This window comes from Pseudoalteromonas marina (assembly GCF_000238335.3).
Lineage (GTDB): Bacteria > Pseudomonadota > Gammaproteobacteria > Enterobacterales > Alteromonadaceae > Pseudoalteromonas > Pseudoalteromonas marina.
Map to the genome: position 1 here is coordinate 195,335 of NZ_AHCB03000005.1, position 25,462 is coordinate 220,796.

Genomic DNA, 25,462 nt, shown 5'->3' on the forward strand with positions numbered 1-25,462 from the left:
TAGTTGATAAAGTAAATAAAACATTATTATCACCACAGAGAAGACAAGGAGTAGTACAGGAGAAGTAATTCTAAAACATATATATTGTATTACGCTCTTCTCTGTGAAGTGCGCAGCGCCTCAGTGTTCTCGGTGGTAATTAATTTTTAGAGTTATTTCAACGAAGGTGTGAAGCTTGCTCACGTAAAAGGTTGTTTATTTAACTATCTATAAACAAAGTACGTTAGCAAGCAAAGCGCATACATTAAATTCGCTGTGCTACTGTAAGTTTGCATTAGTAGATGAGCATTCCAACTTGTACCTTAACGTATATTGTGTGAAAAATTTGTATTTATGCTTATTGATAATAAAGCTGCGCCTATTAGCAAAGTCCACTATGCTATGGGCTATTCGTTATTTATATTTTTAAGGATTTATCATGATTGAACAAGGCCAAAACGTACCAGAGGTTACACTTACGCAGTTAACAAGCGAAGGTATGCAAACACTGACTAACAAAGAATTATTTGATGGTAAAAAAGTGGTGTTATTTGCTGTGCCGGGGGCGTTTACGCCAACGTGTTCAAATGCGCATTTACCTGAATTTATTACGCTTGCTGATAAAATTAAAGCAAAAGGTGTTGATGCTATTTATTGTGTTTCGGTAAACGATGCCTTTGTAATGAAAGCATGGGGCGACTCGCAAAACTCTGAAGAAGTATTAATGCTAGCCGATGGTGATGCAAGCTTTACTAAAGCACTCGGGCTTGAAAAAGACACCGCTGGCTTTGGTGGTATTCGTTCATCTCGCTACGCGATGATTGTAAATAACGCGGTCGTTACTGGGTTATTTGTAGAAGAGGGCAAAGAGTTCGCAGTAAGCCGCGCAGAGCATGTCTTAGAAAAGCTTTAAGGCCTCATTTAGTTTGTCAGTGGTTAGTACTTAGTTATCAGATAGAAGCTTTTAGACATTAGTGATTAGACTGAAGATTTTAGTTATTAATGAATATTGTATTTTTTGGCTAGTTTAGTTAGCTAGTTGTTATTTGTATATTTAAAACTAAGCTAGTAAAAATGATATAAATAAAAGTAACACTAATGAATTTTGAAAATTTAGATGTATGGAAACGATCTGCACGTCTTAGCGTAGATATTTACAGGTCTACAGCAGATATAAAAGATTATGGGTTCAGAGATCAGTTAACACGCTCAGGCCTTTCAGTGCCGAGCAACATTGCAGAAGGTGTGTGTAGAGAAAGCTATAAAGAGAAAAGTAGATTTATAGATATAGCTAGGGCTTCTCTTGCAGAAGCTAGAACACAGATATACATAGGCACAGAAATAGGTTACTTAAATAAGTCAACAAGCCAACAATGGATAATAGAAACAAAAGAATTAGCTGCTATGTTAACAAGCCTTAAAAATAAGTTTGATAACAGCTAACTTTAGAGTGTTTAGCTATTCATTCTCCGCGCTGAAAACTGAAAACTGAAAACTGAAAACTGAAAACTGAAAACTGAAAACTGAAAACTGAAAACTGAAAACTTTTTCAAAGCTCAAACGGTGCTACGCCGACTGCTTTCATTTTGTAACCTACCTGCGCTAATTCACCTGACCAGGTTTCTGTTGTAATAATACCTGTGACTACAATTGCATCGTATAGGCTTTCGATTGGTACGCCGCCTTTTATAGTAACGTGTACAAGCTGGTTAGGTGGCGGTGGTGGTACGTGTATGCAGGCGCCAAAATACGGTACTAATAGAAATTCTGTGATTACTTCGCTATCGCCCTCTAGCGGTACAACAAAGCCGGGTAAGCTGACAGATTGCCCGTTTAGTTCTTTTACTACAGGGGCGTCTAAGTCGGGCTGTACCCAGTTTTGATCGCTGCCTTCGTGGTTCGCTTGTGCTTGGGTGTCAATTTGCACATGGCCTTTTGGAATTAAGTCTTCCCAAAAAATTTCTTTAGGTGGATTAGCATTACTTGTAAAGGTGATAATGGCTAAGCTTAATATGCAAAAAGCATTAAAAGCTGTTTTAAAAAGTGTCATAAAATTCCTAAACATTATGTTTTTATACTCATGCCGTCGCTGAGTGAGTAAAAATAAGCACGAGTGGCTGGTATTAAACCAATAATAAAACCCGCCGCCATAATAACGCCTATGAGGGTGAGTTCATAGCGTGAAAGCATAGCTATATTTACACTAATACCCGCATGGCTTTGTAGGTAGTCGGCTCCTAAAAATAATGTGGCGTAAAATAACACACACCCAAACACACAGCCTAAAAATGTTGTAAGCAAGGATTCCATACTTATAAGTGTAAATAGCTGCCATGGCCTTGCACCAACTGAGCGCAATATAGCAAGTTCACGGCGGCGTTGATTAAGATTTGCAAGCAACGTGGTTAGCATACCAAGCAGGCTTACTAGTACAACAACAAAGGAGAAAAGTAGCAGTATTTTTTCAACAATGGCGAGCATTTCCCATAAGTCTTTTAGTGTAACGGTTGGCATAATGGCTAATAGAGCCTCGGGCTTGTACTGATTTATATTGCGCCTAATTTGTAGTGTATACAAAGGCGAATCAAACCCCATTAAAAATGCAGTGATTTGTTTAGGGTGGCCAGTTAGGTTGTTATACTCATCATACTCATCATGCTCATCATGCTCATCATGCTCATCGTTTGTGTTACCGCCATGAATTAAATCAACAGCGGCAAGCGGTATATGCAGTGTTTTATCGACCGGGGTACCCGTCGGGTTTAAAATACCGACTACTTCAAACGGGTTGTCGTTGTGATGATGAAAACTAGTATTACCCATACCATGAGATATTACAATGCTATCGCCCAGCTTGTAGCCTAGTTTTGTAGCTACCTCACTGCCCAATACCACGCCGTGAATAGTGCTAAAAGGATTCCCTGCACTAAAACTCAAATGTTGTTTTTTAGCAAAGCGGTAATGGATAAAGTAATCGGGTGTTGTACCTAACACGGCTTGGCCTTTATGGCTGTCGCCAAGGCTAATGGGAATGCTCCATTTTACGCCGCGTTGGCTTGTTATGTATTTGTAGCTTTGCCAGCTCACGCCATTATTGGTGTGGCCAATTCTAAAGACCGATGAAAGCAGTAATTGAATATCGCCGGTGCGGGCTCCTACAATTAAATCGGTACCTGAAATAGTATTGCTAAAGCTGCTTTTAGCATCAACTCTAACACGCTCAATACTTAGCAATAGCATAACGCTAACGGCAATGGTAAACAGTGTTAAAACAACACTTGCACGTCTATTTAATAGGCTTTTAAAAGCAAGCTTTGTAAGGATCATAATGTCTCCTGCAAACTTACTAAGTCGATTGAGCGATTAAACAGCGGCTTTAAGTTTTCGTCATGGCTTACAAATATCAGTGTGCTGTTTGTATTACTCGCTTGTTCAAACAATAAGTTAATAAAGCTTTCGCGGTTTTGTGTATCAAGGGCTGAGGTTGGCTCGTCGGCAATTATAATTTCTGGGTTACCAATAAATGCGCGTGCGGCGGCCACGCGTTGTTGTTGGCCAATACTTAACTCTGCCACACTCTTATTATGATATTGCTCTGTTAAACCCAGCGCGTTTAATAGCCGTGTAGCCTCATTATTTAACGTGGCAGAGTGGCTTAATGCTTTTTGTTGGCGCTTTTTTGAAAACTGGCAGCCCAGCATAACGTTTTCAATAGGCGATAGATAAGGAAGTAAGTTGAAGTTTTGAAAAATAATACCAATGTGGTCAGCTCTAAATACATCTCGTTGAGTGTTACTTAGGGTATTTAAGGTGCGGTTTAATAACGTGACATTGCCGCTGGTGGCTGTATTTATACCGGCAAGTAAGGCAAGTAACGTTGATTTACCCGAACCACTTGGGCCATGTAAAAAAACATGTTGGCCTTTTTCAATATTTAGTTTGCTAATAGTTAGCGTGGGCGTTTTATCGTTTTTATGCCATTTAAAAATAACGTTATTTAGGCTTATCATTGTTTGGTTTACCACTTCCAATAATTAAGGTCTTTACGCGTTTTAAACTGCCTAATAATATTAAATGGTTTAGGTTTTAGCTTTTCGTCACTAAGTAAAAACTCATTGGTTGCAGCCACTACTCGCTCACTTGATTTACCGTCTGTGTATGGGTGCAGCTGTTGGCAGTAGCTTTCTATATTTTGCATCAATGTTTTAGGGTAGGTGAATGCAAGGTCTATCGCGTCTTCTAGCTTATTTGGTTCTGTTACGTTTAGTAAGTGCTTGTCTGGGGCATTATTACAAAAGGTCACCACAGGCTTGCGTTGCACTATAAACATTAAAAGCACCGACGAGGTATCACACAGCATTACATCGGCCGACTTTAATAAGGGGACTACGTCGTCGGTTTCAATAAACGTTAAGTTTTGATTACTTAACGCCTTGTATTTATTAACAAGCTCAATAGGCATTTTAGGATGAAACTGCATTAATATGCGCCACTTTCCTGTTTCGCTAAAGTGCTTTATTTGCTCGTAAAGTTTAGGTGCAAGTGATAAACGTTTTGAAAAAGTAGAACAAATTAAAAGTGTAGGGCGAGAGTCGCTTTTACTGGTATATGGGGTTTGTAATTCGCCAGTAAACAAGCGGTCGAGCGTTGGCCAACCCGTTTCAGTTACTTTAAAATAACCAAGCTTTTTTTGTAAGGCTTTAAATGGCACTGTGGTATTAGGGCCTTGTGTACAGTAAAGATCAAAGCAGCCCCTTGCTTTTAGGTGGTCGTTGTTCCCTTTTTTATCAAGTTTCCCGGCATCAAAACCATGAAATACACCCACTTTAATACCCGGAAAAAACGTAGGAATTAAATTGGCCGGTGCAAACGTAGCATCGGGTTTCCAGTTGTGAATATCGTTTATTGAATTAAGGCGTATTTCATCGGGTGTTAAAAAGTCAGGGTTTACAGAGCTACCTTGTAAAAACCAGCGTACCTGACCACCATTCGCTAATATGGCCGCCTGAATAGGCCTCAAAATTGCGTATGAATAATTTTGAGATATATACATTAAGTATTTTTTATTTTTGGTGGTGGTTAAGTAGTTCAAGCTAGCTCCTCGACTCAATAGCACAGCCAGTTTACCCGATTGTGACAACCATATAAATATTCTTGCTAAATCTCTTAACCAAAGTTCAGGTTATTTAGTTTTAAGCCCAAGATTGAGCTTTGAAGTTGGCTGGATTATCATACCGCACATAACCCCATACCATACTTTGCTCATAGAGCATCCCTAACCCCGGAGATAGCATGACTAGCTATAAAGTTTTAGACGTAAACGATGATTTACCCATCCGCACCAAAGGTGAAGTACACAGTGGTAAAGTGCGTTCAGTTTATTGGCTAACAGACGAAGACAGTGCACGATTAATTAAAGATAAAGGCTACAAAGTACCCGCAGGTACTGAGCTGGCTATTATGGTGATTTCGGACCGCATTTCAGCGTTTGATTGTATTTGGCAAGGCGAAAATGGCTTAAATGGAGTGCCGGGTAAGGGGATAGCACTTAACACTGTTGCATCCTACTGGTTTAAATTATTTGACGAAGCAGGCTTAGCTGGCAATCATATTGTGGATATTCCGCACCCATATGTATGGATAGTTCGTAAAGCAAGCACAGTTAAGGTAGAGGCGATAGCGCGCCAATATATTACGGGTAGCATGTGGCGTGATTACGCTAAAGGGACACGTAACTTTTGCGGTATAGATTTACCTGAAGGGTTAAACGCGAATCAAAAACTCGATAATGTACTTATTACGCCATCAACCAAGGGGATTATTGAAGGCGTTGCCGACATACCGCCAGTAGACGATGTAAACATTACCCGCGAGAACATAACAAATAACCTAGGTATATTTAATTTTAAGTCGGCAGACGACGTTGCAAAATACGAAAAGCTGTTAGTAGAAGGCTTTGGCTTAATTAGTAAAGAGCTTGCCAAGCTTGACCAAATTTTTGTAGATACCAAATTTGAATTTGGGTACGTAGAAGATCTAAATGGTGCACAACAGCTTATTTACATCGACGAAGTGGGCACACCAGATTCATCGCGTATATGGGATGGCGCTGCGTATCGAGATGGTAAAATTGTTGAAAACTCTAAAGAAGGCTTTCGCCAATTGTTAATTGATAACGTGCCAGAAAGCGACGTATTACTAAACAAAGATCGTATGGCTGAGCGCGAAAAATTAGCAAAAGAGTATATTTTACCCGAATCAGTCATGCTTGAAGTGTCTAATACTTATGTGGGTATTGCCAGCAAAATAGTTGGTGAAGCAATTACCATTCCTGAGGATCCGCGCCAAGAAGTCATTTCTATTTTAGACGCTGATTATGGCTTAATTGTAAAATAGCCATACTAAAGAACTAAAAAACCCAGTGGCTAACTTTTTATTTTTAGTTACTGGGCTATATTCCTTGCAATTAACCCCTGTAATTAATTACCTTAACCTAACGTTAATAGTTAGGTGTTGTTATGTTTGAACGTGGTTTGCAAAAAATAACTAAAAGTTGCCGTTTTTTAACCATGGGTTTGTTTTTTGGTTACTTTTCTGACGCCGCTGCACTGGAGTTGGTAGTAGAAGATCAACACGGTAGTAAGCTAGCAAATGCTGTTATTGAGCTACATTTTAACGCCGAGCAATTAGCCAAGCCAAATCTTCCAGTAGCCACTATGGACCAAGTTCATAAACAGTTTTTGCCAGAGCTATTAGTTGTGCAAAAAGGGCAGCAAGTTGACTTTCCTAACAGCGATAATATTCGCCATCATGTGTATTCTTTTTCGCAAGCTAAGCCTTTTCAGCTAAAGTTATATTCAGGGCAACCAAAAGCCCCTATTACTTTTGATAATCCAGGGGTCGTTGTTTTGGGGTGTAATATTCACGACTCTATGGTTGGCTATATATATGTGGCAGGTAGTAAACATGTTTATAAAACAAATAAGCAAGGCAAAGTAACCTTGCCAAATAACCTATTACCGATTGAATTAAGTGTATGGCACGCTTTGCAAGCAGCACCTTTGGAGAATAAAAAAATTATAACAGTAAGCGCTAAAAGCAAACACACCATCACGGTAAACACATCTACACCAGCACCAAGAAACACCTTCGGTAGCAAATTTAAGGCTGGTAATGACTCATAGTTTAAAAAACCGAATTACCTCACTCTGTGTAGGGCTGGTGTTATTAACAACGCTGGTGAGTGTTGCTAGTTTTTGGTGGTCAACAAGTCAGTTTCAAGAACAAAAAGTAGACCAAGACATAAGTGTTGCGCAAAACGTTTATAAGCAATATTTAAGCTCAAAAGAAAGCTTATTGTTAACTGCGGCTAAAGTATTGACTGCCGATTTTGGCTTTAAACAAGCGGTTGCTACACGCGATGCCGGCACCATAAGCAGTGTTTTGTATAATCACAGCCAACGGATAGACGCGCAATTAATGTTGCTTATAGATTTATCGGGTCAGCTAATTTCGTCAAACATAGAGCAAGATGCCTTTGAAGACGACTTGCGCCCTTTACTCGCAGAGCTATTTAACGCACAAGAGCAATCCACATTTGTAGTATTAAACAATGAGCTTTACCAAGTCATTTTATTACCTGTGAAAGCCCCAAGAACCATAGCTTACAGTTTAGTAGGCTTTAAAATAGACGACAGTGTTGCAAGCGAGCTTAAAAACTTAACAGGCATGGACGTAAGTTTTGTAGGCAGTGCCGACAACTTAGTTATTAGCTCGCTAGATGAGCGCCCAACGCCTTTTGAACCGGTGGGTTATTTTAACTCGGCCACCACCTCACGAATATTTGGCGAGTACCCAGTTTACCGAAACCGAGATATTAATTTAGCCTCTTTGGCAACACACCCAATTATTATTTTATTAAGTGCCGATTTAACACAAAGCTATAGCGATTTTGAAAAGCTATTTTTTACCCTTATCATTCTGTCTATCTTAACGATGTTTGTAGGTGTAATAACAAGTAGCTTATTGGCTAACAACTTAACAACGCCGCTTTCTCAGTTGGTTGTAATTGCTAAGCAGTTTGCACAAGGTAATTATAATTTTGAGTTTAAAGGTAAAAAACAAAGTACAGAAATAACGACCTTAGTGAATGCGTTCGACAACATGGGTAATGACATCAATAAGCGCGAACAACAAATTAGTTTTCAGGCGCGTCACGATACTTTAACCGGCTTTTATAATCGCTCTGCAATGTTAGAAGTGCTAGACAACGAATTAAGCGAATCCACCCAATATACGCTTGTAGCAATAGACATAAAGGGTTTACGACATATAAACGATAAGCTGGGCCCGCGCATTGGCGATGAATGTATAAAAACCGTGGCATGCAGAATTAGTGAGTTTTCGGATGAGTTTGGTGGGATTCATGCGCGTATTGGAGGAGATGAGTTTTTAACGGTATTTCCAAGCAGTGCGGTTAGCGAGAAAAAGTGCGGCATAGAGGGATTAATTGCTAGGCTTCAAGAGTGTTATACCATTCAAAAGCTGAAAATTAATTTACAGTTTAGTACCGGGATATTGCAATACCCATCGCAAGGCACTGCCAGTGACGACTTAGTAAGGCGAGTGCTTATTGCCGTAGAAAATGCGGCCAATAACCAAAACCATATACATTACTACCAAGATGGCGAGGACGAGGCCCACTTAGATCGTTTAATTATGCTTGATGAATTAAAGCAAGCTATTAGCGATGACGATGGTCAGTTGTTTATGACCTACCAGCCCAAGTTGCATATGCAAACTCAAAAAATAGATAAAGTTGAGTCACTTATTCGTTGGCAGCGTAAAGATGGCAGCTGGGTTAACCCCGAGTTATTTATTGATTTAGCTGAGCGCTCAGGGCTAATTGTTGAACTAACTGCATGGGTAATAAATACCGTTGTTGCGCAAGTTGCCGATTGGAAGTCGAAGGGCATTGAGCTGCAAGCCGCCATTAATGTATCGGCACAAGATATTGCGTTTCCGGGTTTTCATGCCGCGTTAGTCGCTACGCTTAAAAAGCATAATGTGGATGCAAGGTTAATCACTATTGAATTGACTGAGCGTGACATGATAGAAAACGAAGAAAAGGGCATAAAAGCCCTCAAAGATTTAAAGCAAATTGGCGTTAAAATATCGCTTGACGATTATGGGGTTGGGCAAACATCGCTGGGGCGTTTAAAAATGTTGCCTATTGATGAGCTTAAGCTCGATAAGTGTTTTATTTTAAAGCTAGATGCGTCGCAAAAAGATCAATTTATAGTGCAATCGTCAATTACGCTTGGGCATCAGTTAGGTTTTTCGGTGGTGGCTGAAGGAGTAGAAACCGAAGAGTCGTTAGCTTTACTCAAAACAATGCAATGCGACCATGCGCAAGGTTACTACTTGAGTCGCCCTTTAAAAGCAGAGTTACTAGAACAATGGCTAGAAGAATACTATGTTAAAAATTAGGTTTTTATTTGCTTGTGTTTTATTGCTGATAAGTTTGCCTATTTTTGCAAGCAGCGGGAAATTATTAGCAACACCTGGCGTATCACAAATTGAAGGTAGTGGCGGCGGCGGCATTGTGCCTTGGGCTCAGCTTGCCGGGTATGCGAGCGAAGATGAATTTTCGGTAAATGGTTTTTGTAGCCGAGCCGATGTAAGCGACTACGCATTAAATGTATGTGGTGCGCAATTAAACTTATTTAATCGGGTAGAGCTAAGTTACGCAATTCAGCAGTTTGACGTGCCTGCGCTTAACACAGAAATAGAGCAATCGATTACCAGTGCAAAAATACGTTTATATGGTGATATTGTTTACAGCCAATGGCCGCAATTAAGTTTAGGTATACAGCATAAATCGCTAGATGACGGCACCGTAGCCAAACTTGTTGGCGCAGAGGATACCAGCGGTACAGATTATTACTTGGCTGCCAGTAAGCTTCACTTAGGTGCATTTGCAGGTTATAACTGGTTTTGGAATGTAACAACACGCTATAGTGCAGCCAATGAATTGGGACTACTCGGTTATGGTGGTCAAAATGCTGACAGCGCGTTTTTATTTGAAGGTAGCACCGCTGTATTTTTAAGTCGTGAATTGGCAATCGGTATTGAGTATCGTCAAAAAGCAAATAATTTAAACCTGGGCGAGCAGGATTGGAAAGACGTTTTTGTTGCCTGGATGCCTAATAAAAATGTGAGTGTAACTGCCGCATATTTAGATTTAGGGCGTATTGCAGGGGCAGACGATCAAACCGGTTGGTACTTATCGGTAACAGGGTATTGGTAATGAAGTTAATTGCAGTTGGTTTTTTATGTGTTGGTATTTTAATGGGCTGTGCGAATAAAGCACCGCCTACTTTATATTACCAAATTGGCGGCAACGCCGGCATAGAAAAACTAATTGATAGCTTTATTAATCAAATTGGCAATGACGAGCAGGTATTTCACTATTTTGAGCACACAAACATAGCGCATTTTCGTCAAGGTTTTATTTTGCATATGTGCATGCTTACCGATGGTCCGTGTAAATACAGCTACGCAGGTGATTCAATGGTAGACATACACACCGGCATGAATATAACAGAAAAAGATTTTAATCATGTTGTTGATTTGTTAGTAAATGCCATGAATGAGCAAAATATACCTCATCCTATTCAAAATAAAATTTTGTCAAAAATGGCGCCATTAAGAGGCGACATTATTAACATATAGTGGATAAACATTATTTTCTGTTTACCTACAATACAAGCCATTAGTTATGTACAATGAACAATATTGTTACTTTATTGTATATTTTTCATGTTTGTATATTTCGACGTCCAGCATATTTATTATTTACCTCAATATATACCTGTAATTGAAAAATTATCACATAGAGGCCATCAGTGCGCATTAGTATTTTATAGATCTCAAGAAAAACAATTTATAGATATTTGCGAGACCTTCGCCGTTGAACATTCAATAAAAGCAATTTGGTTGGAAGATAAATCAAATACATTAGATTTTTATCGGGGTGTTGAATGTGATTGGGTTGTGTTTGGCAATGCGTTTTTAGACGTTGATAAGCTCAATAATAAAAGTGTATTAATGCAGCATGGCATAGGTCCAAAAAGCTGCTATTACGATGTATCAAACACAACGACTACCGTTCGCTTTGTTGAAGGTGAGCATCGTTTAAAACGATTAAAAAACTTATATCCAAACGGTAATTTTGTTGATAGCGGCTATGCGAAATTAGATCCAATTATTAACAACTCAGTCGAAAAAGTTGACTTGGCTAGCTTGGGTTTAGATAAGAATAAGCCAACACTTTTATATGCCCCCACTTTTTATCCTAGCTCTATTGAGTGTATGAGCGATGATTTTCCAGCGTGTTTTCCTGATTATAATATTATTATAAAACCGCATTTTTTTAGTTTGTCTAAACCTCGTTATAAAAAACAAAAAAATAAAATTATGCGTTGGCAAAAATATAATAATGTTTATTTAACAAGCGAAAGTGAATTTAACTTAACGCCTTTTTTAGCCATTGCGGACATAATGTTATCAGACGCGTCGTCTGCTATATTTGAGTTTGCAGCTCTGGATAAGCCTGTTGTATGGTGTGACTTTTACAAGTTACGATGGAATTATAGAGGTATATTTTCTTATCGTTTTAAGGCACGGCTTGATGAGGACATAAATTATTTTCACAAAATTTGTCAAAGGGCTGAACAGTTCAGGGATGTTGTATCTGCAGTTCAGTTGTGTGGCTCGGAGTCTGAAGAATTTAGATTTAACCGTAAAAAAATTATTGAGCAGCTTGCAGGAAAAATAGATGGAAATTGCGCTGACCGTATAGTTAATTACTTAGAGAGTTATGAATGAAACGAGTTATTACATTTGGTACCTTTGATATTGTGCATGTCGGTCATATTAACATTCTAGAACGCGCTAAATCTTTGGGTGATTATTTAATTGTTGGCATATCATCAGATGCACTCAACATGCAAAAAAAGGGTAGAGCTCCTGTCTACAGTGAAAGCGATAGGGTTAAAATAATTAGTTCTCTACGCTGTGTTGATGAAATTTTTATAGAGCACTCTTTAGAACTCAAAGGGGACTATATAAAAGAACATGATGCAGATTTATTAGTAATGGGGGACGATTGGGCTGGTAAATTCGATAACTTTAAAACGTTATGTGACGTACAATACTTAACCAGAACACCTTCCATTTCAACCACTGAAATAATTGAAGTAGTTCGTAATCCTTCATAAAAACTTAGAAGAGCGATAATTCAGTAATATTTTAATTAATGTTAAAACCCCATAAGCCTCATTATTAAAAGGGTATCAAATCAAAAATCTAATAACCTGCCAACAATTACAAAAAAGGCTCAACGACCCTGCTCTAGTTTTGTTTGATGCGGGTATGCTTCGCCCTGGTGTTTTAGGATCTTATAAGCCTGAAGCTATGCTGCCAAACGCAAAGCGGTTTGATATAAAAAATGATCTGGCAGATAAATTAAACCCGCTACCAAGTACAATGTGTAATGCACAGCAGTTTACACAGGTTATGCAGCAGGCGGGCGTAAACCACGATTCGTTTATTGTTGTTTATGAAGATGAAGGCTTATTTAGTGCTGCAAGGGCCTGGTGGATGCTAAAAGCTATGGGCCACCACAATGTAAAAGTATTAAGTGGCGGCTTTAAAAAGTGGTTAGCGTGTGGCTATGCAGTGCAGCAAGGTTATAGTGAGGCTTTAATGTGTGGTAATTTTGAAGCAAGTTATAACCCAAGCTATTTTATTGGCAGCCAGCAGGTATTAGCCGCAATAGATAATACCAATACGGTATTATTAGATGCGCGTGCCTATAAGCGCTTTACTGGCGAAGAGAGTGAACCTCGAAAAGGCATGCGAGGTGGGCATATACCACAAAGCCGTTCATTGCCTTTTTTAGATTTATTAACTGATGGTGAGGCTAAAGCTTTTGAAGAAATAAAGATAAAATTTGAGAACGCTGTAGGCAATGCACAGTATCTTCAATTTAGTTGTGGATCTGGTATTACAGCGTGTATTTTAGCTTTATTTGCTGATGAATGTGGTTATAAAAACTTAAGTGTTTATGACGGTTCTTGGAGTGAGTGGGGCGCAAGTAACTCGTTGCCTATCACCAAAGATGTATAAGTGAAAATACCATAACAAGCAATTTTTGTAGGCGCCTTGCTTGCTGGCACGTTTAATTTATACATAGTCACATTAACAACCTTTGCGTGAGCAAGCTTCACGCCTACGTGTGGGTAACTTTAAATGTTAATTACCACCGAGCGCACCGAGGCGCTGCGCGCTACACTGAGTAGAGCGTAACGGTTGATTGGTTTTAAAATTACTTCTCCTGCACTGCTCCTTGTCTTCTCTGTGGTGAATAAGTCACTTTTTGTTGTATTACTTAATAGCATTTAATTACCACCGAGCGCACCGAGGCGCTGCGCGCTACACTGAGTAGAGCGTAACGGTTGATTGGTTTTAAAATTACTTCTCCTGCACTACTCCTTGTTTTCTCTGTGGTGAATAAGTCACTTTTTGTTGTATTACTTAATAGCATTTAATTACCACCGAGCGCACCGAGGCGCTGCGCGCTACACTGAGTAGAGCGTAACGGTTGATTGGTTTTAAAATTACTTCTCCTGCACTACTCCTTGTTTTCTCTGTGGTGAATAAGTCACTTTTTGTTGTATTACTTAATAGCATTTAATTACCACCGAGCGCACCGAGGCGCTGCGCGCTACACTGAGTAGAGCGTAACGGTTGATTGGTTTTAAAATTACTTCTCCTGCACTACTCCTTGTTTTCTCTGTGGTGAATAAGTCACTTTTTGTTGTATTACTTAATAGCATTTAATTACCACCGAGCGCACCGAGGCGCTGCGCGCTACACTGAGTAGAGCGTAACGTTTGATTGGTTTTAAAATTACTTCTCCTGCACTGCTCCTTGTCTTCTCTGTGGTGATAATAATGTTTTATTCACTTTGAAACTTTTTACAGCTTGTATCCATAAGGGCAGTTTTTACAGCCATTTTTACAGCAGGTTCCTCGCTTTAAAAAAAACCACTTACTAAATACCATGTTGCCATTTTGCATGGTGTAGTCGAGTTCTTCAATTAAGTTATCGTTTCCTTTAAATGCTTTTGCAAACGCAATTTGATCTTTAATTGGTTGGGTATATAGCTCTTCAAGGTAGTGATTAATTTTATTGAGTGTACAGGTTTGGCACAAACAGCTTGTTGCAGCTGCGTCTAGGGGTAAAATAGCAGGTAACTGGTTACACCAACATGCGGTTATATTATTTACATTACAGTTAAGTACTGTATTACATTGGCTGCAGTTTGTTTGAGTCATTTTAGTTCTTATCAACAGAAGAGCGCCAAGAATAACAAATATTATGAATATACAAAAAGCCTTAGCAGAATTTATTACGTTTTCCGCACAAAGAGACGATGCAATATCGGTTATTGTGTCAACGCCTGCATATAGTCAAGCGCCCTTATACACATTAAAAACTGACGTATTAGTTGGTGTAATTAAACGCTGTTTGAGTGGTGAAATAGATTTAGATGACTTAGAGCTTTGGGCTAACGTTATTGAGTCACGAGAAGACGTTGATTGCGCTGAACACGAGGGCGTTATTTATGCGCTTAGTAATAGCGAGCAAATGGGCGAGCTTGATCACCAAAAGCTTGAAAAAATACTGGCATTGTTAAAGGATTAAAGTTTAGGTTAACTTAAAACCGCATTTAAATTAAATGCGGTTTTAGTATTTTTTGACAACTGACAACTGACAACTGACAACTGACAACTGACAACGTGGTTACTTGTGATATCCCAAGCAGGTTTCTACTTCGTTTTTAGATCCTAAAATAACCGCTACACGCTGGTGGATAGCGTCTGGCTGAATATCCATAATACGTTCAGACCCTGTTGAGGCAATACCACCGGCTTGTTCTACTAGCATAGCCATTGGGTTTGCTTCGTAAAGCAGGCGCAATTTATTAGGTTTATTAGGATCTTTAGTATCAGTTGGGTAAGTAAATACACCGCCTCGGCTTAGTACGCGATGAACATCGCCTACCATGGCAGCAATCCAGCGCATATTAAAGTTTTTAGCGCGCGGGCCGGCCTCGCCTTGTAGTAAATCATTTATGTAGTTTTGCATTGCGGGTTGCCAATGACGCTGGTTAGACGCATTAATTGCAAACTCGTTAGTATCAGCAGGTATAGTGGCAAAGTCCTCTGTTAGTAAAAAGCTCCCTTGGGTTTTATCAAGGGTGAACATACGTGTGCCTTTACCTGTACTAAGCGCCAACATCGTTGATGGGCCATAGAGTACATAACCTGCCGCAACTTGCTTGTGGCCAGGTTGCATAAAAATAATTTCGTCTGCTGCATCTGAGCCTTCAGGCGCTTCCATAATTGAAAATATAGTCCCTACCAGCGAGTTAATATCGGTGTTTGACGAACCATCAAGTGGGTCAAATGCCACAATATATTTAGCGTCAGGGTTTCCTGCAACGGTGTAGTCTTCTTCTTCAGAGGCAATGGCTTTAACGGTGCCCGACTCCAGTAAAATATCTTTTAGTAGCTGATTAGATAATACATCGAGCTTTTTTTGAGTTTCACCTTGAATGTTTTCATCAAGTGTTGAGCCCAATACGCCAGAAAGCGCACCTTGGCCAACACGAAACGATATTTCTTTACATGCCGCTAAAATAGTTCGGATTAACGATAAAAGTTCTCTTGGGCAACCATCTTCAAGTAATACTGGAGGGAGTCTACGCATTCTATTTTCCTGATAACGTGTTAAAACCAATCATAATGTGAGAGAGATTAGTTTAGAGCGCTGAATTTCGTCTTAAATACCTGTATTGTTTAAATACCGCCCTATAATGGGGGCACCTAATCGTACCTAAAACGCCAATAACAAAGATAAGATTATGAAAAAAATACCACTACTAAGTTACATATTCTTTACTGTGCTGTGCTCTATCATAACTCAAGCGCACGCAGCAATTAAGTCCATTGATGAATTTACTACACAAATGAACCACTTTCCGGGCTACTACTCGTTTTTTTACGATACCCAAAACGGTAAGGTATATTTAAAAGTAGATAAGTTTGAGCAGCAGTTTTTACTGCAACAAAGCTTGCCATACGGGATTGGCTCAAACGACATTGGACTTGATAGAGGTCAGCTTGGCAACACGCATTTGGTACAGTTTGAGCGCTTTGGCGATAAAGTCATGCTGCGTGCTGTAAATACTTACTACCGTGCTAACACTAATAACAAAGCCGAGCAGCAAAGTATTAAAGAGGCATTTGCGTCAAGTATATTGGCGGGCTTTAAAGTGGTTGCAGAGGATAAAAGTACTGCACTTATTGATTACACGCCTTATTTATTGAGCGATGTACATGGGGTAAGCCGTACATTAGCTGCCAGCAAGCAGGGTAATTTTAACCTTGATGAATCACGAAGTGCGGTTTACATGGCGCGCTCAAAAGCTTTTTTAAAAAACACCGAACTTGAAGCCGTGCTTACATTTAAAGGCGCAAAGCCGGGTGAGTTTGTGCGCCAAGTTAGCGCCGACCCATACACTGTTACCGTGCATATGCACCATTCACTTATTGAATTACCTGATGATAATTACATACCACGTAAATTTAACCCGCAATCGGGATTTTGGAGCATTGAACACAAAGATTACGCAGCGCCTTTAGGCGAGTCGATGTATGTTCGTTATATACCGCGTCACCGTTTAGCAAAAAAAGATCCGAGCTTACCTATTAGCGAGCCGGTTGAACCTATTGTTTATTATTTAGATCCCGGTGTACCCGAGCCAGTTAAAAGCGCCTTACTAGAAGGCGGTAAGTGGTGGAATGATGCATTTAGCGCTGCAGGTTATAAAAACGCGTTTATTGTTAAAGTATTACCAACCAATGTTGACCCGATGGATATTCGTTACAACGTGATTCAGTGGGTGCATAGGGCAACACGTGGCTGGTCATACGGAAGCTCAGTTATTGATCCGCGTACCGGTGAAATATTAAAAGGCCATGTGACGCTGGGATCGCTTCGCGTTCGCCAAGATATTTTAATTGCAGAAGCGCTGGCTGCTCCTTATTTTAAAGGCGATGAAGTTGCTAAAAACTTACACGCTATGGCGCTTGATCGTATTCGCCAGTTAAGTGCCCATGAAATTGGCCATACATTAGGTATTGCCCATAACTTTGCGGCATCAGTAAGTGATAGAGCCTCAGTAATGGATTACCCGCACCCATTATTGAGCTTTAATGAACAAGGCAAGCTTGATGTAACACGAGGCTATGCAACAGGTATGGGCGTGTGGGATACCCAGGTAATTAAATACGGTTATAGCGACTTTACTAATCAAGATGAAAACGCAGAGCTGGCAGCAATTTTAAAAGAGAATAAAGCCAAAGGGCTAGCGTTTATTTCAGACTCTGACGCGCGAGCTAAAGGGGGCGCTCATCCAACTGCTCACTTATGGGATAACGGCGCTAATCCATCAGAAGAGCTTTTACGCGTTTTAGATGTTCGTAAAAAGGCACTCTCGCAGTTTGGTATTAATAATATTAAGTTGGGTGTTGCGCTATCTCAGTTAGAAGAAAAGCTTGTACCACTTTATTTATTTCATCGTTTTCAAGTTGAGTCTGTGGTTAAGTTAATTGCAGGTGTAAATTACGAATATGAAACACGCGGTGATGAGCCAGTCCAAGGCGCTCAGGTTGTTGATAAGCAAGTGCAACAAGATGCAGTTAATGCCATTTTAGCAACGCTTACTGCCAAAAATTTAGTTATACCTGAATCGGTATTATCGTTGATTCCGCCAAAAGCATATGGTGAGTCTAAATCGCGCGAAAGCGTAGTGGGGCGTACAGGGTTAACACTTGATGCAATGGCTTTACCAGAGGTGGCAGTGCAGCATAGTTTATCGTTGTTGCTTAATCCACAGCGCTTAAATCGTTTAGCGCAACAACAAGCCCGTAATAACCAGTTTTACAGTTTAGATGCGTTATTAAAGCAGTTGTATAGCCATGTTTATAATGTATCGTCGCCCGACACAATGAAAGGCAAAATAACCCAGCGTATACAGTTTTTAACAGCAAAAACGTTTGCTGACTTAGTGGCAAATAATAATGTAAGCCCAGAGGTACAAGCGCAACTTCGTTTTTACTTAGTTAAGTTAAGTGATGACTTTAATCAAAACACGATGCTGAGTAATACAAGCACCGGTGAAAGCGCATTTAAGCAATACCTAGCGGTGCAGGTAAAACACTTTTTAGCTAATGGAGAGTGGCCTAATAACTTTAAGGTTCTACCTATACCGCCAGGTTCACCCATTTAATTTTATAAGGGCGCAGGTTAACACGCCCTGAGCTTTAAACGCCTTTATAAGCAGCGCTTCGATAGTATCGATCGCTGTTTTTTCTTGCATAAAATTGGTTTTTTGTTAACCTACTTGCCTTCCATTTTTTGTCTTTTTGAGGTGTATATGGCGTTTTTATCTCGTGCGATTTTATCGCTGCCCATTGCACTTTCAAGTATCGCTGCCTTTGCTCAAAAACCGTGTGATGTTGAACTCAGACATGGTCTAATTATTACCGATGACGTAATACGTATTGTTGATAAAGGCCAAACACGAGTACAAATTAACAACAATAACCAGCTGTTTATTCGTGGGTACTGGGTTGATTTAGGTGAAGATGAAAGCAAAGTGCTCGAGCAATTTAGCCAAGGTATTCGCCAAACAGTACCCGAGCTTGTAAATTTAGCCACCGACGGTGTTAATTTAGGGCTGAGTGCTATTGAGCAGGTGGTTGAAGGCATGTCGGATAAAGAGCCTGAAGTACTTAAAACCCAACTGCAATACGTAGAACGCGCGTTGATGGATAAGTTTAAGCGAGGCGACGACTTTTTTTTTATAGCTCCGCAATCACTTTCTCAAATTGATGACTTTTTTACAAAAGAAATAAGCCAAAAAATCCACTCGGCGGTTCATGGCTCGTTAGGTGCTATTTTAGTGTCTTTAGGGGATGCGTTTAAATCGCGTGAAGGCAATATTGAGGATCGCATTAACGATATGGGTCAACGCATGGATATCATCACGAAAGAGATTGATAAGTCATTGCAAAAAAAAGCAGACCAATTAGAGCTAAAAGCGTCAGAATATTGCGAATACCTTAACACGTTAGATGTCACTGAATCTCGCTTACAAGCGATTGTACCGGGCATGGCAGACTTTGATTTAGTGCAAATTAAATCGTAAGGGAAAGTGGTTCTTTATCAGACCGCCCTATAGTTTTATCTCATCCTCGGTTAACAAGCGGTATTCGCCTGGCGCTAAGTTTTCATCTAACGTAATACCCGCAATTTGCTCACGGTGTAATTCAACCACTTTGTTATCCACGGCATAAAGCATGCGCTTTACCTGATGGTACTTTCCTTCACTAATTGATAAGCGTAAACCGTAATTAGCTAAGCGCTCAGCAATAGCGGGGCGTGTGGCATCTTTTTCATTATGTAGCATAACGCCTTCGCGTAATTGCTCAAGCGCTTCGTCGGTAATTGGTTCTTGGGTTTCAACTAGGTATGTTTTAAATTTATTACTGCGTGGTGAGGTAATTTTATGTGACCAGTCGCCATCGTTAGTGATAATGACTAAGCCTGTTGTGTCAATATCTAATCGGCCAGCCACATGAAAGTCACTCATATTTGGCTCATCAAGCAGATCAAACACGGTTTTGTGTAAGTCGTCACTATTTGCGCACACATAGCCAACAGGCTTATTTAGCATAAAATAACGTTTACCTAAAAATACTAATGGCTCACCGTTATGTAATACGGCATCGTCTTTTGCTAACTGAAAGTTATGTGCTGTGATCAACTCACCATTTACGCTTACTTCTTTACGCTTAATACTGGCGCGAGCTTGCGTGCGCGGTACTTCTGCTAAGTGGCTAATAAATTTATCTAAGCGGCAAGGGAATTTCATTTTGGTTCACATTTTTAGTCGGCTACAATGGCCGCGATTATAGCCGATAGTGAAATACCATGACAGTGCACTATGCGGTAAAACTACGTTCCACCCAATAAAAAAGCACGTTGAGTTAAACGTACTTTTTATAATATTAATGAGCGTTTTACTACTTGGTCGTCGCTTTACTTACTGTAGCCGTTTGGGTTATTTGACTGCCAACGCCACGTGTCTTGCATCATTTCATCGATTCCGCGTTTAGCTTCCCAGCCCAGCTCATTAAGGGCTTTTTCTGGTGCGGCGTAACAGGCAGCAATATCGCCAGGGCGACGAGGCGATACTTGATAAGGCACGGCTTGGTTACTCGCTTTAATAAATGCATTAACCATTTGCAGAACAGAATAGCCATTACCCGTACCAAGGTTATATACAAGTGCACCCGTATTTGTAGCTATTTTATCAAGCGCTTTTAAGTGGCCAATAGCTAAATCTACAACGTGAATGTAGTCGCGCACGCCTGTGCCATCAATGGTGTCGTAATCATCACCAAATACGGCTAACTGCTTGAGTTTACCCACTGCTACTTGAGCAATGAAGGGTAATAAATTATTAGGAATGCCATTAGGATCTTCACCAATTAGGCCCGATTCGTGAGCACCTACTGGATTAAAGTAACGCAAAATAGCAAACGCAAAGCGCTCGTCAGATTTAGCTATATCTTGCAGCATCATTTCAACCATTAACTTTGACGTACCGTATGGGTTAGTTGTGCCACCCACTGGGAAGTCTTCTTTAATCGGTAAACTGGCTGGGTCACCGTAAACGGTGGCAGATGAGCTAAACACTAACTTAAATACGCCCGCATCTCGCATAGCATCAACCAAAGTTAATGTGCCCTGCACATTATTTTGATAATACTCTATTGGTTTAGCAACCGATTCGCCAACTGACTTTAAGCCTGCAAAATGAATAACACTGTTAACGGTATGCTTTGCAAATACTGAATCTAAAAAAGCTTTATCGAGGATGTCACCTTGATAAAAAGTTACTTCTTTACCCGTAATTTGTTTAACGCGAGCCAGAGACTCTTGCGATGAATTTGCTAAATTATCTATAACAACAACATTACTTCCTTGTTGCAAAAGTTCTAAAACAGTATGCGAGCCAATATAGCCTGCGCCACCGGTTACTAAAATAGTCATGAAAGCTCCGTAGGGTTCTTTATTCAATTGTTTTAATTTCAACATAAAATGGCATAGTTTACATGCTTTATATTTAATTTTTAGTTTGCAAAGAAGATGATTTAAAGTAGTTTTAAAAGGTACATCAGATTACATTTTGTTCGTTTATAATTACATTTAACAACTATGATTAAGTTATAGTTAATATATATCTGTTAGAGTTATTTAATTAAGGTAAGCAACAAAGTCAAACCATATACATTGTGTTATGGATTACTGTTTGGAGATAGCTATGAACTCAGTTACTAAAATTTCGATGGCACTGTGTGTTGTATTGCCACTATTCACAAATGCTGGCGAGTCTGCAGTTAAGTGGCATGACTTTAAAGACTATCGCGATGTGCGTGCATCAAACCAAACTAAAGCGTCTTACCATAAGCAAATTACTAAGCAGTTTGAAAAACATTTTTCCAAGCTTGCTGAGCAACTACCAAAAGATTATAAGCTGAATGTCGAAATTACAGATATCGATTTAGCTGGTGATGTACGTTTTAGTGGCACAAGTGAAATTCGCGTTGTTGAACCTATTTTTTTCCCACGTATTAATCTGAACTATTCGTTAGTTAATCAAGAAGGCGATGTAATAAGTGAAGCAAACGATGTTGAACTTAAAGACATGGGCTTTATGGATAGGATAAGAAGAGGCCGAGAGGAGTCATTTGACCACGAAAAAAGATTACTCACAGAGTGGTTTGGCGAACAAGTATTAACAAGTATTGATTGAGTTAACTTGCCGCTTAAGAGCGGCAAGTGATTAACTTTGGTTATTTAAACGTGGCAAGTAAAGTGAGTAACTGTTGTAATTTAATGACGGTCGTTTTTAACTTTTCTTCGTTAAAGCCATCGTTTGATAAACTTTCTACGTCGGCTGCAACGTCTAGTACATAGGGTTTGAAACGCTTTGCTTCAAAGTCGAAACCAGCGTCTTTTCCAAATAAGGCTTTAAATTTACCATGGCCTTGTTGTTGTAATTCGTCTAGTTTTTTGTCGGCATCAAGTGCCTGACGATAAACAATTTTTAAGTTAGCGTTGAGTTGTTCAATTATAGAATCCATGGTTTTCCTAAAGCTTTGTACTGCATGGCCGATATAATACGTGGATTACATTTAAAAGTCAGGTTAGTAATATGAATATATCAGGTTCAAGTTTACCCGTTATGTCAGGGGCTAGCGAAAGCGGTGAAGTTTACAGCGCTTCTTTGGCTAAAAAACAGCAACAGGCTGACGGCGCAGCTGCGCTTGCACTAATTGAAGGTGCTGCGCAATCATCAAGTGCGCAAACACCGGCTAAATCGGTGACTGCTACACTTGGTAATAACATAAACGTATACGTTTAAATGTCGTTCTAAATGAGTTTGAGATCGATAGGGGTTTTACTTTTTTGACCGCCTATTTCTCTTACTAATTTAGGCACTAAAAATCCGGGCAGAGCTTTTAAAAGCTCTGCCATTATTTTTATCGCTTGCTCCTCGTCAATATCAAAGTGACTTGCGCCTTCAACTTTATCTAGCAAATACAAATAATATGGCAGCACGTCGGCATCAAATAACGCTTCACTTAAATTTATTTGTGCGTCAACCGTATCGTTCACGTCTTTTAAAATAACCGCTTGGTTTAATAGCATAACGCCTGCATGCTTAAGCTTTTGCATTGCGGCTTTAAACTCATCATCTATTTCGTTGGCGTGATTTATATGGTTTATAAATACAATTTTTAGCGGTGATTTTTGTAAGCGGGCACATAGCTCGTCGGTAATTCTCGCAGGTATTACGACAGGCAAACGGCTGTGTATTCGCATACGTTTTATTTGTGGTAATTTTTCAAGCTCATCTAAAAACCAGCTAATGGCATCGTCTTTTGCCATTAGCGGGTCGCCACCACTTAAGATCACTTCGTTTATATTGATATCTGACTTTATGTAGCTCAGCGCATCTAGTAGGCTTTTTTTATTAAGTTGGTTTTCTTGATACGGAAAATGACGTCTAAAACAATATCGACAATTTACCGCGCAACCGGTTTTAAACATAACTAAAACACGCGATTTATACTTATGTAAAATCCCAGGTTGATCGTTGTCTTGCTCAAGCAAAGGATCTTTATTAAACCCCGATTTTTTTAAAAACTCTTGATGACGAGGCATAACTTGCAGTAAAAGAGGATCGTTTGCATCACCTTTGCGCATTTTTTTTATAAAGGGCACTGGCACCCGTACTGGAAATAAACTGCGAGCTTTTAGGTCGTTTTCATGGACTTGGCTCGATAAACCAACCATTTCAAGCAAGGTTTTTGGACAGGTAACTACATTTGCTAATTCTTTTTGCCAGTTTTTATGCAAATTTGCTTCATTTCTTTGTATCATTGGCACGTAGATTACTCGAAAAAATTAAAATAGAGGAAACGATGGCGAATTATAGCACCAACGAGTTCAAGGGCGGCCTAAAAATTATGATGGACGGCGAGCCTTGCAGTATCTTAGAAAATGAAATGGTAAAACCTGGTAAAGGCCAAGCGTTTAACCGTGTTCGTATCCGTAAGCTTATTTCTGGCAAGGTACTTGAAAAAACCTTTAAATCAGGTGAATCGGTTGAGGGTGCTGATGTAATGGATACGGACTTAGCGTACCTATACACAGACGGTGAATTTTGGCATTTCATGAATAACGAAACATTTGAGCAAATTGCTGCTGACGAGAAAGCATTAGGCGATGCTGGCAAGTGGTTAGTTGAAAACGATGTATGTACTATCACACTATGGAATGGCAGCCCAATTGCAGTTACTCCACCAAACTTTGTAGAGCTTGAGATCACTGAAACAGATCCTGGCCTAAAAGGTGATACAGCGGGCACGGGTGGTAAACCAGCAACGCTTAGCACGGGTGCGGTAGTACGCGTTCCATTATTCGTTCAAATTGGCGAAGTAATTAAAGTAGACACCCGCAGTGGTGAATACGTAGGCCGTGTTAAGTAATATTTAACGCAGCTTAATAATACCAACCCACTTAAGTAAGGGGGGAGGTATAAATCCCAGCCTAAGCTGGGATTTTTTTTGGAGAAAATATGTCATCAACACTTTGGGCGCCCAGCGCAGATATAAAAACATTAAAACAACGCGCAGATATTTTACGCACGATTCGTGAATTTTTTTACGCGCGAGATGTAATGGAAGTAGAAACACCGAGCTTAAGTGCAGCGAGTGTTACTGACGTTCACTTAGCAAGTTTTAATACTTCATTTATGGGCCCTGGGCATGCTGATGGTTTGCCGCTTTATTTACAAACATCCCCCGAGTTTGCAATGAAGCGCTTGTTAGCGGCGGGCTCAGGTTCTATTTTTCAGCTTTGCAAAGCATTTAGAAATGAAGAGGCGGGCAGCCATCATAATCCTGAGTTCACTATGCTTGAGTGGTATCGTCCTGGGTTTGACGAATTTGCATTGATGGATGAAATGGATGAGCTAATGCAGTGTGTACTTAATGTTGAGCCAGCAACGCGTATTACTTATCAGGATGCATTTAAACAAGTATTAGGCCTAGATCCATTGACAGCATCTTTAGAGCAACTTAAGGCGCGTGCTTGTGAGCATGGCTTTGCTGACATAGCTAAAAACGAAACTCACAAAGATACCTTGCTACAGCTGTTATTTTGTATGAAAGTAGAGCCAAGCATTGGCCAAATTAAACCCTGTTTTGTTTATCACTTTCCAGCATCCCAAGCGGCATTAGCGCAAATCTGTGAGCACGATGAGCGAGTCGCTGGTCGTTTTGAATTCTATTATAAAAATATGGAGCTTGCGAATGGCTTTAATGAGCTAACCAACGCAACAGAACAAGCAAAACGCTTTGATGAAGATAACCAGTATCGTGAAGCGCACGGTTTAAATCAAGTTCCGATGGATACCCGTTTAATTGCAGCATTGGAGCACGGTTTACCGCAATGTTCAGGCGTAGCATTGGGGATTGATAGGCTGGTAATGCTCGCAACTAACAAAGACAGAATTAAAGATGTAATTGCCTTTGATGTAGATAGAGCCTGATACTAGCCCTATAAGCGCACAGCTTGCTGGCGCGTTAAAGCGAAGCTTTGAAAGGTTGTTTGATTATATCGGTCATACTTAGCTTAAATTAATTAGAAGCGTTGTTTCACATGTGAGCAAGCTCGACGTCTTAAATAAAAACACCGCGCTTTAATTAAG

At 39.9% G+C, this 25,462-nt stretch carries 27 protein-coding genes; 17 read left to right on the forward strand and 10 right to left on the reverse strand.

The genetic code is table 11. The annotated features are described in order from the left end of the window. The first annotated feature begins 418 nt into the window (after positions 1–418). Both PMAN_RS00880 and PMAN_RS00885 read left to right on the forward strand, forming a co-directional pair. On the forward strand, positions 419–892 hold the full coding sequence (locus PMAN_RS00880; protein WP_010555613.1) for a peroxiredoxin: 474 nt from the start codon (positions 419–421) through the stop codon (positions 890–892). Positions 893–1,077: 185 nt separating this feature from the next. After that, complete coding sequence (locus tag PMAN_RS00885) at positions 1,078–1,422, forward strand: four helix bundle protein (RefSeq protein ID WP_008130187.1); 345 nt, start codon at positions 1,078–1,080, stop codon at positions 1,420–1,422. A gap of 106 nt (positions 1,423–1,528) precedes the next feature. Here PMAN_RS00885 and PMAN_RS00890 read toward each other — a convergent pair whose 3' ends face one another. Genes PMAN_RS00890 through PMAN_RS00905 form a run of 4 tightly spaced genes read right to left on the reverse strand, consistent with a single transcriptional unit; the run spans position 1,529 to position 5,071 of the window. Next, a complete protein-coding gene (locus PMAN_RS00890) occupies positions 1,529–2,029 on the reverse strand; it encodes a DUF3299 domain-containing protein (RefSeq protein WP_010555614.1) in 501 nt (166 codons plus the stop codon). Between the two features lie 14 nt (positions 2,030–2,043). Then, positions 2,044–3,306 (reverse strand): ABC transporter permease, encoded by a 1,263-nt coding sequence (locus PMAN_RS00895; protein WP_010555615.1) that lies wholly within the window; start codon positions 3,304–3,306, stop codon positions 2,044–2,046. After that, positions 3,303–3,989 carry an ABC transporter ATP-binding protein gene (locus PMAN_RS00900; protein ID WP_033035109.1) on the reverse strand — a complete coding sequence of 229 codons (687 nt, stop codon included), beginning with the start codon at positions 3,987–3,989 and terminating at the stop codon, positions 3,303–3,305. The genes PMAN_RS00895 and PMAN_RS00900 overlap by 4 nt, the downstream gene beginning before the upstream one ends. An 8-nt stretch (positions 3,990–3,997) precedes the next feature. Further along, positions 3,998–5,071 (reverse strand): CDP-glycerol glycerophosphotransferase family protein, encoded by a 1,074-nt coding sequence (locus tag PMAN_RS00905; RefSeq protein ID WP_010555617.1) that lies wholly within the window; start codon positions 5,069–5,071, stop codon positions 3,998–4,000. Between the two features lie 200 nt (positions 5,072–5,271). Between PMAN_RS00905 and PMAN_RS00910 the strand changes: the two genes are divergently transcribed. From PMAN_RS00910 to PMAN_RS00945, 8 genes are all read left to right on the forward strand, one after another. Beyond that, positions 5,272–6,375, forward strand: a complete 1,104-nt coding sequence (locus PMAN_RS00910; RefSeq protein ID WP_010555618.1) for a phosphoribosylaminoimidazolesuccinocarboxamide synthase — start codon at positions 5,272–5,274, stop codon at positions 6,373–6,375. Positions 6,376–6,497: 122 nt separating this feature from the next. After that, positions 6,498–7,163, forward strand: coding sequence for a methylamine utilization protein (locus tag PMAN_RS00915; protein WP_010555619.1), 666 nt, complete (start codon positions 6,498–6,500; stop codon positions 7,161–7,163). Continuing rightward, a complete protein-coding gene (locus PMAN_RS00920; RefSeq protein WP_010555620.1) occupies positions 7,153–9,468 on the forward strand; it encodes a bifunctional diguanylate cyclase/phosphodiesterase in 2,316 nt (771 codons plus the stop codon). Before PMAN_RS00915 ends, PMAN_RS00920 begins: the two co-directional genes overlap by 11 nt. Then, positions 9,455–10,288, forward strand: coding sequence for a DUF3034 family protein (locus tag PMAN_RS00925; RefSeq protein WP_033035114.1), 834 nt, complete (start codon positions 9,455–9,457; stop codon positions 10,286–10,288). The genes PMAN_RS00920 and PMAN_RS00925 overlap by 14 nt, the downstream gene beginning before the upstream one ends. Beyond that, complete coding sequence (locus tag PMAN_RS00930; RefSeq protein WP_010555622.1) at positions 10,288–10,713, forward strand: group I truncated hemoglobin; 426 nt, start codon at positions 10,288–10,290, stop codon at positions 10,711–10,713. The genes PMAN_RS00925 and PMAN_RS00930 overlap by 1 nt, the downstream gene beginning before the upstream one ends. Positions 10,714–10,800: 87 nt before the next feature. Continuing rightward, positions 10,801–11,868, forward strand: coding sequence for a CDP-glycerol glycerophosphotransferase family protein (locus PMAN_RS00935; RefSeq protein ID WP_010555623.1), 1,068 nt, complete (start codon positions 10,801–10,803; stop codon positions 11,866–11,868). After that, complete coding sequence (locus PMAN_RS00940) at positions 11,865–12,260, forward strand: FAD synthase family protein (protein ID WP_010555624.1); 396 nt, start codon at positions 11,865–11,867, stop codon at positions 12,258–12,260. Before PMAN_RS00935 ends, PMAN_RS00940 begins: the two co-directional genes overlap by 4 nt. A gap of 79 nt (positions 12,261–12,339) precedes the next feature. Further along, positions 12,340–13,170: a sulfurtransferase gene (locus tag PMAN_RS00945; RefSeq protein ID WP_033035106.1), complete on the forward strand. Its 831-nt coding sequence runs from the start codon at positions 12,340–12,342 to the stop codon at positions 13,168–13,170. An 851-nt stretch (positions 13,171–14,021) separates the two neighbouring features. On the opposite strand, the gene PMAN_RS00950 is transcribed toward PMAN_RS00945, so the two are convergent. Next, a complete protein-coding gene (locus PMAN_RS00950) occupies positions 14,022–14,381 on the reverse strand; it encodes a DUF5522 domain-containing protein (protein ID WP_010555626.1) in 360 nt (119 codons plus the stop codon). A gap of 43 nt (positions 14,382–14,424) precedes the next feature. Here PMAN_RS00950 and PMAN_RS00955 point away from each other — a divergent pair, with 43 nt between their 5' ends. Continuing rightward, on the forward strand, positions 14,425–14,751 hold the full coding sequence (locus PMAN_RS00955; protein WP_010555627.1) for a hypothetical protein: 327 nt from the start codon (positions 14,425–14,427) through the stop codon (positions 14,749–14,751). A 99-nt stretch (positions 14,752–14,850) separates the two neighbouring features. On the opposite strand, the gene PMAN_RS00960 is transcribed toward PMAN_RS00955, so the two are convergent. Beyond that, positions 14,851–15,819, reverse strand: coding sequence for a class 1 fructose-bisphosphatase (locus tag PMAN_RS00960; protein WP_010555628.1), 969 nt, complete (start codon positions 15,817–15,819; stop codon positions 14,851–14,853). A 154-nt stretch (positions 15,820–15,973) separates the two neighbouring features. Here PMAN_RS00960 and PMAN_RS00965 point away from each other — a divergent pair, with 154 nt between their 5' ends. Both PMAN_RS00965 and PMAN_RS00970 read left to right on the forward strand, forming a co-directional pair. Beyond that, positions 15,974–18,403 (forward strand): zinc-dependent metalloprotease, encoded by a 2,430-nt coding sequence (locus tag PMAN_RS00965; RefSeq protein ID WP_010555629.1) that lies wholly within the window; start codon positions 15,974–15,976, stop codon positions 18,401–18,403. A gap of 147 nt (positions 18,404–18,550) precedes the next feature. After that, on the forward strand, positions 18,551–19,324 hold the full coding sequence (locus PMAN_RS00970) for a YggN family protein (RefSeq protein ID WP_010555630.1): 774 nt from the start codon (positions 18,551–18,553) through the stop codon (positions 19,322–19,324). 27 nt (positions 19,325–19,351) lie between these two features. Here PMAN_RS00970 and rsuA read toward each other — a convergent pair whose 3' ends face one another. Together rsuA and galE are read right to left on the reverse strand one after the other, a co-directional pair. Further along, positions 19,352–20,050, reverse strand: a complete 699-nt coding sequence (gene rsuA / locus PMAN_RS00975; protein WP_010555631.1) for a 16S rRNA pseudouridine(516) synthase RsuA — start codon at positions 20,048–20,050, stop codon at positions 19,352–19,354. 167 nt (positions 20,051–20,217) lie between these two features. Next, entirely contained in the window at positions 20,218–21,234 is a 1,017-nt protein-coding gene (gene galE, locus PMAN_RS00980; protein WP_010555632.1) for a UDP-glucose 4-epimerase GalE, read from the reverse strand. A gap of 271 nt (positions 21,235–21,505) precedes the next feature. Here galE and PMAN_RS00985 point away from each other — a divergent pair, with 271 nt between their 5' ends. Beyond that, positions 21,506–21,997 carry a DUF3016 domain-containing protein gene (locus PMAN_RS00985; protein ID WP_010555633.1) on the forward strand — a complete coding sequence of 164 codons (492 nt, stop codon included), beginning with the start codon at positions 21,506–21,508 and terminating at the stop codon, positions 21,995–21,997. A gap of 40 nt (positions 21,998–22,037) precedes the next feature. Here PMAN_RS00985 and PMAN_RS00990 read toward each other — a convergent pair whose 3' ends face one another. After that, positions 22,038–22,328, reverse strand: coding sequence for a hypothetical protein (locus PMAN_RS00990; RefSeq protein WP_010555634.1), 291 nt, complete (start codon positions 22,326–22,328; stop codon positions 22,038–22,040). Between the two features lie 71 nt (positions 22,329–22,399). On the opposite strand from PMAN_RS00990, the gene PMAN_RS00995 reads away from it, so the two are divergent. Continuing rightward, on the forward strand, positions 22,400–22,609 hold the full coding sequence (locus tag PMAN_RS00995; protein WP_006792059.1) for a hypothetical protein: 210 nt from the start codon (positions 22,400–22,402) through the stop codon (positions 22,607–22,609). A gap of 8 nt (positions 22,610–22,617) precedes the next feature. Here PMAN_RS00995 and epmB read toward each other — a convergent pair whose 3' ends face one another. Next, positions 22,618–23,631 carry an EF-P beta-lysylation protein EpmB gene (gene epmB / locus PMAN_RS01000; protein WP_010555635.1) on the reverse strand — a complete coding sequence of 338 codons (1,014 nt, stop codon included), beginning with the start codon at positions 23,629–23,631 and terminating at the stop codon, positions 22,618–22,620. Between the two features lie 41 nt (positions 23,632–23,672). Between epmB and efp the strand changes: the two genes are divergently transcribed. Continuing rightward, on the forward strand, positions 23,673–24,239 hold the full coding sequence (efp, locus tag PMAN_RS01005; protein ID WP_006792061.1) for an elongation factor P: 567 nt from the start codon (positions 23,673–23,675) through the stop codon (positions 24,237–24,239). An 89-nt stretch (positions 24,240–24,328) separates the two neighbouring features. Next, positions 24,329–25,303 carry an elongation factor P--(R)-beta-lysine ligase gene (gene epmA / locus PMAN_RS01010; RefSeq protein WP_010555636.1) on the forward strand — a complete coding sequence of 325 codons (975 nt, stop codon included), beginning with the start codon at positions 24,329–24,331 and terminating at the stop codon, positions 25,301–25,303. The last annotated feature ends 159 nt before the right edge of the window (positions 25,304–25,462 follow it).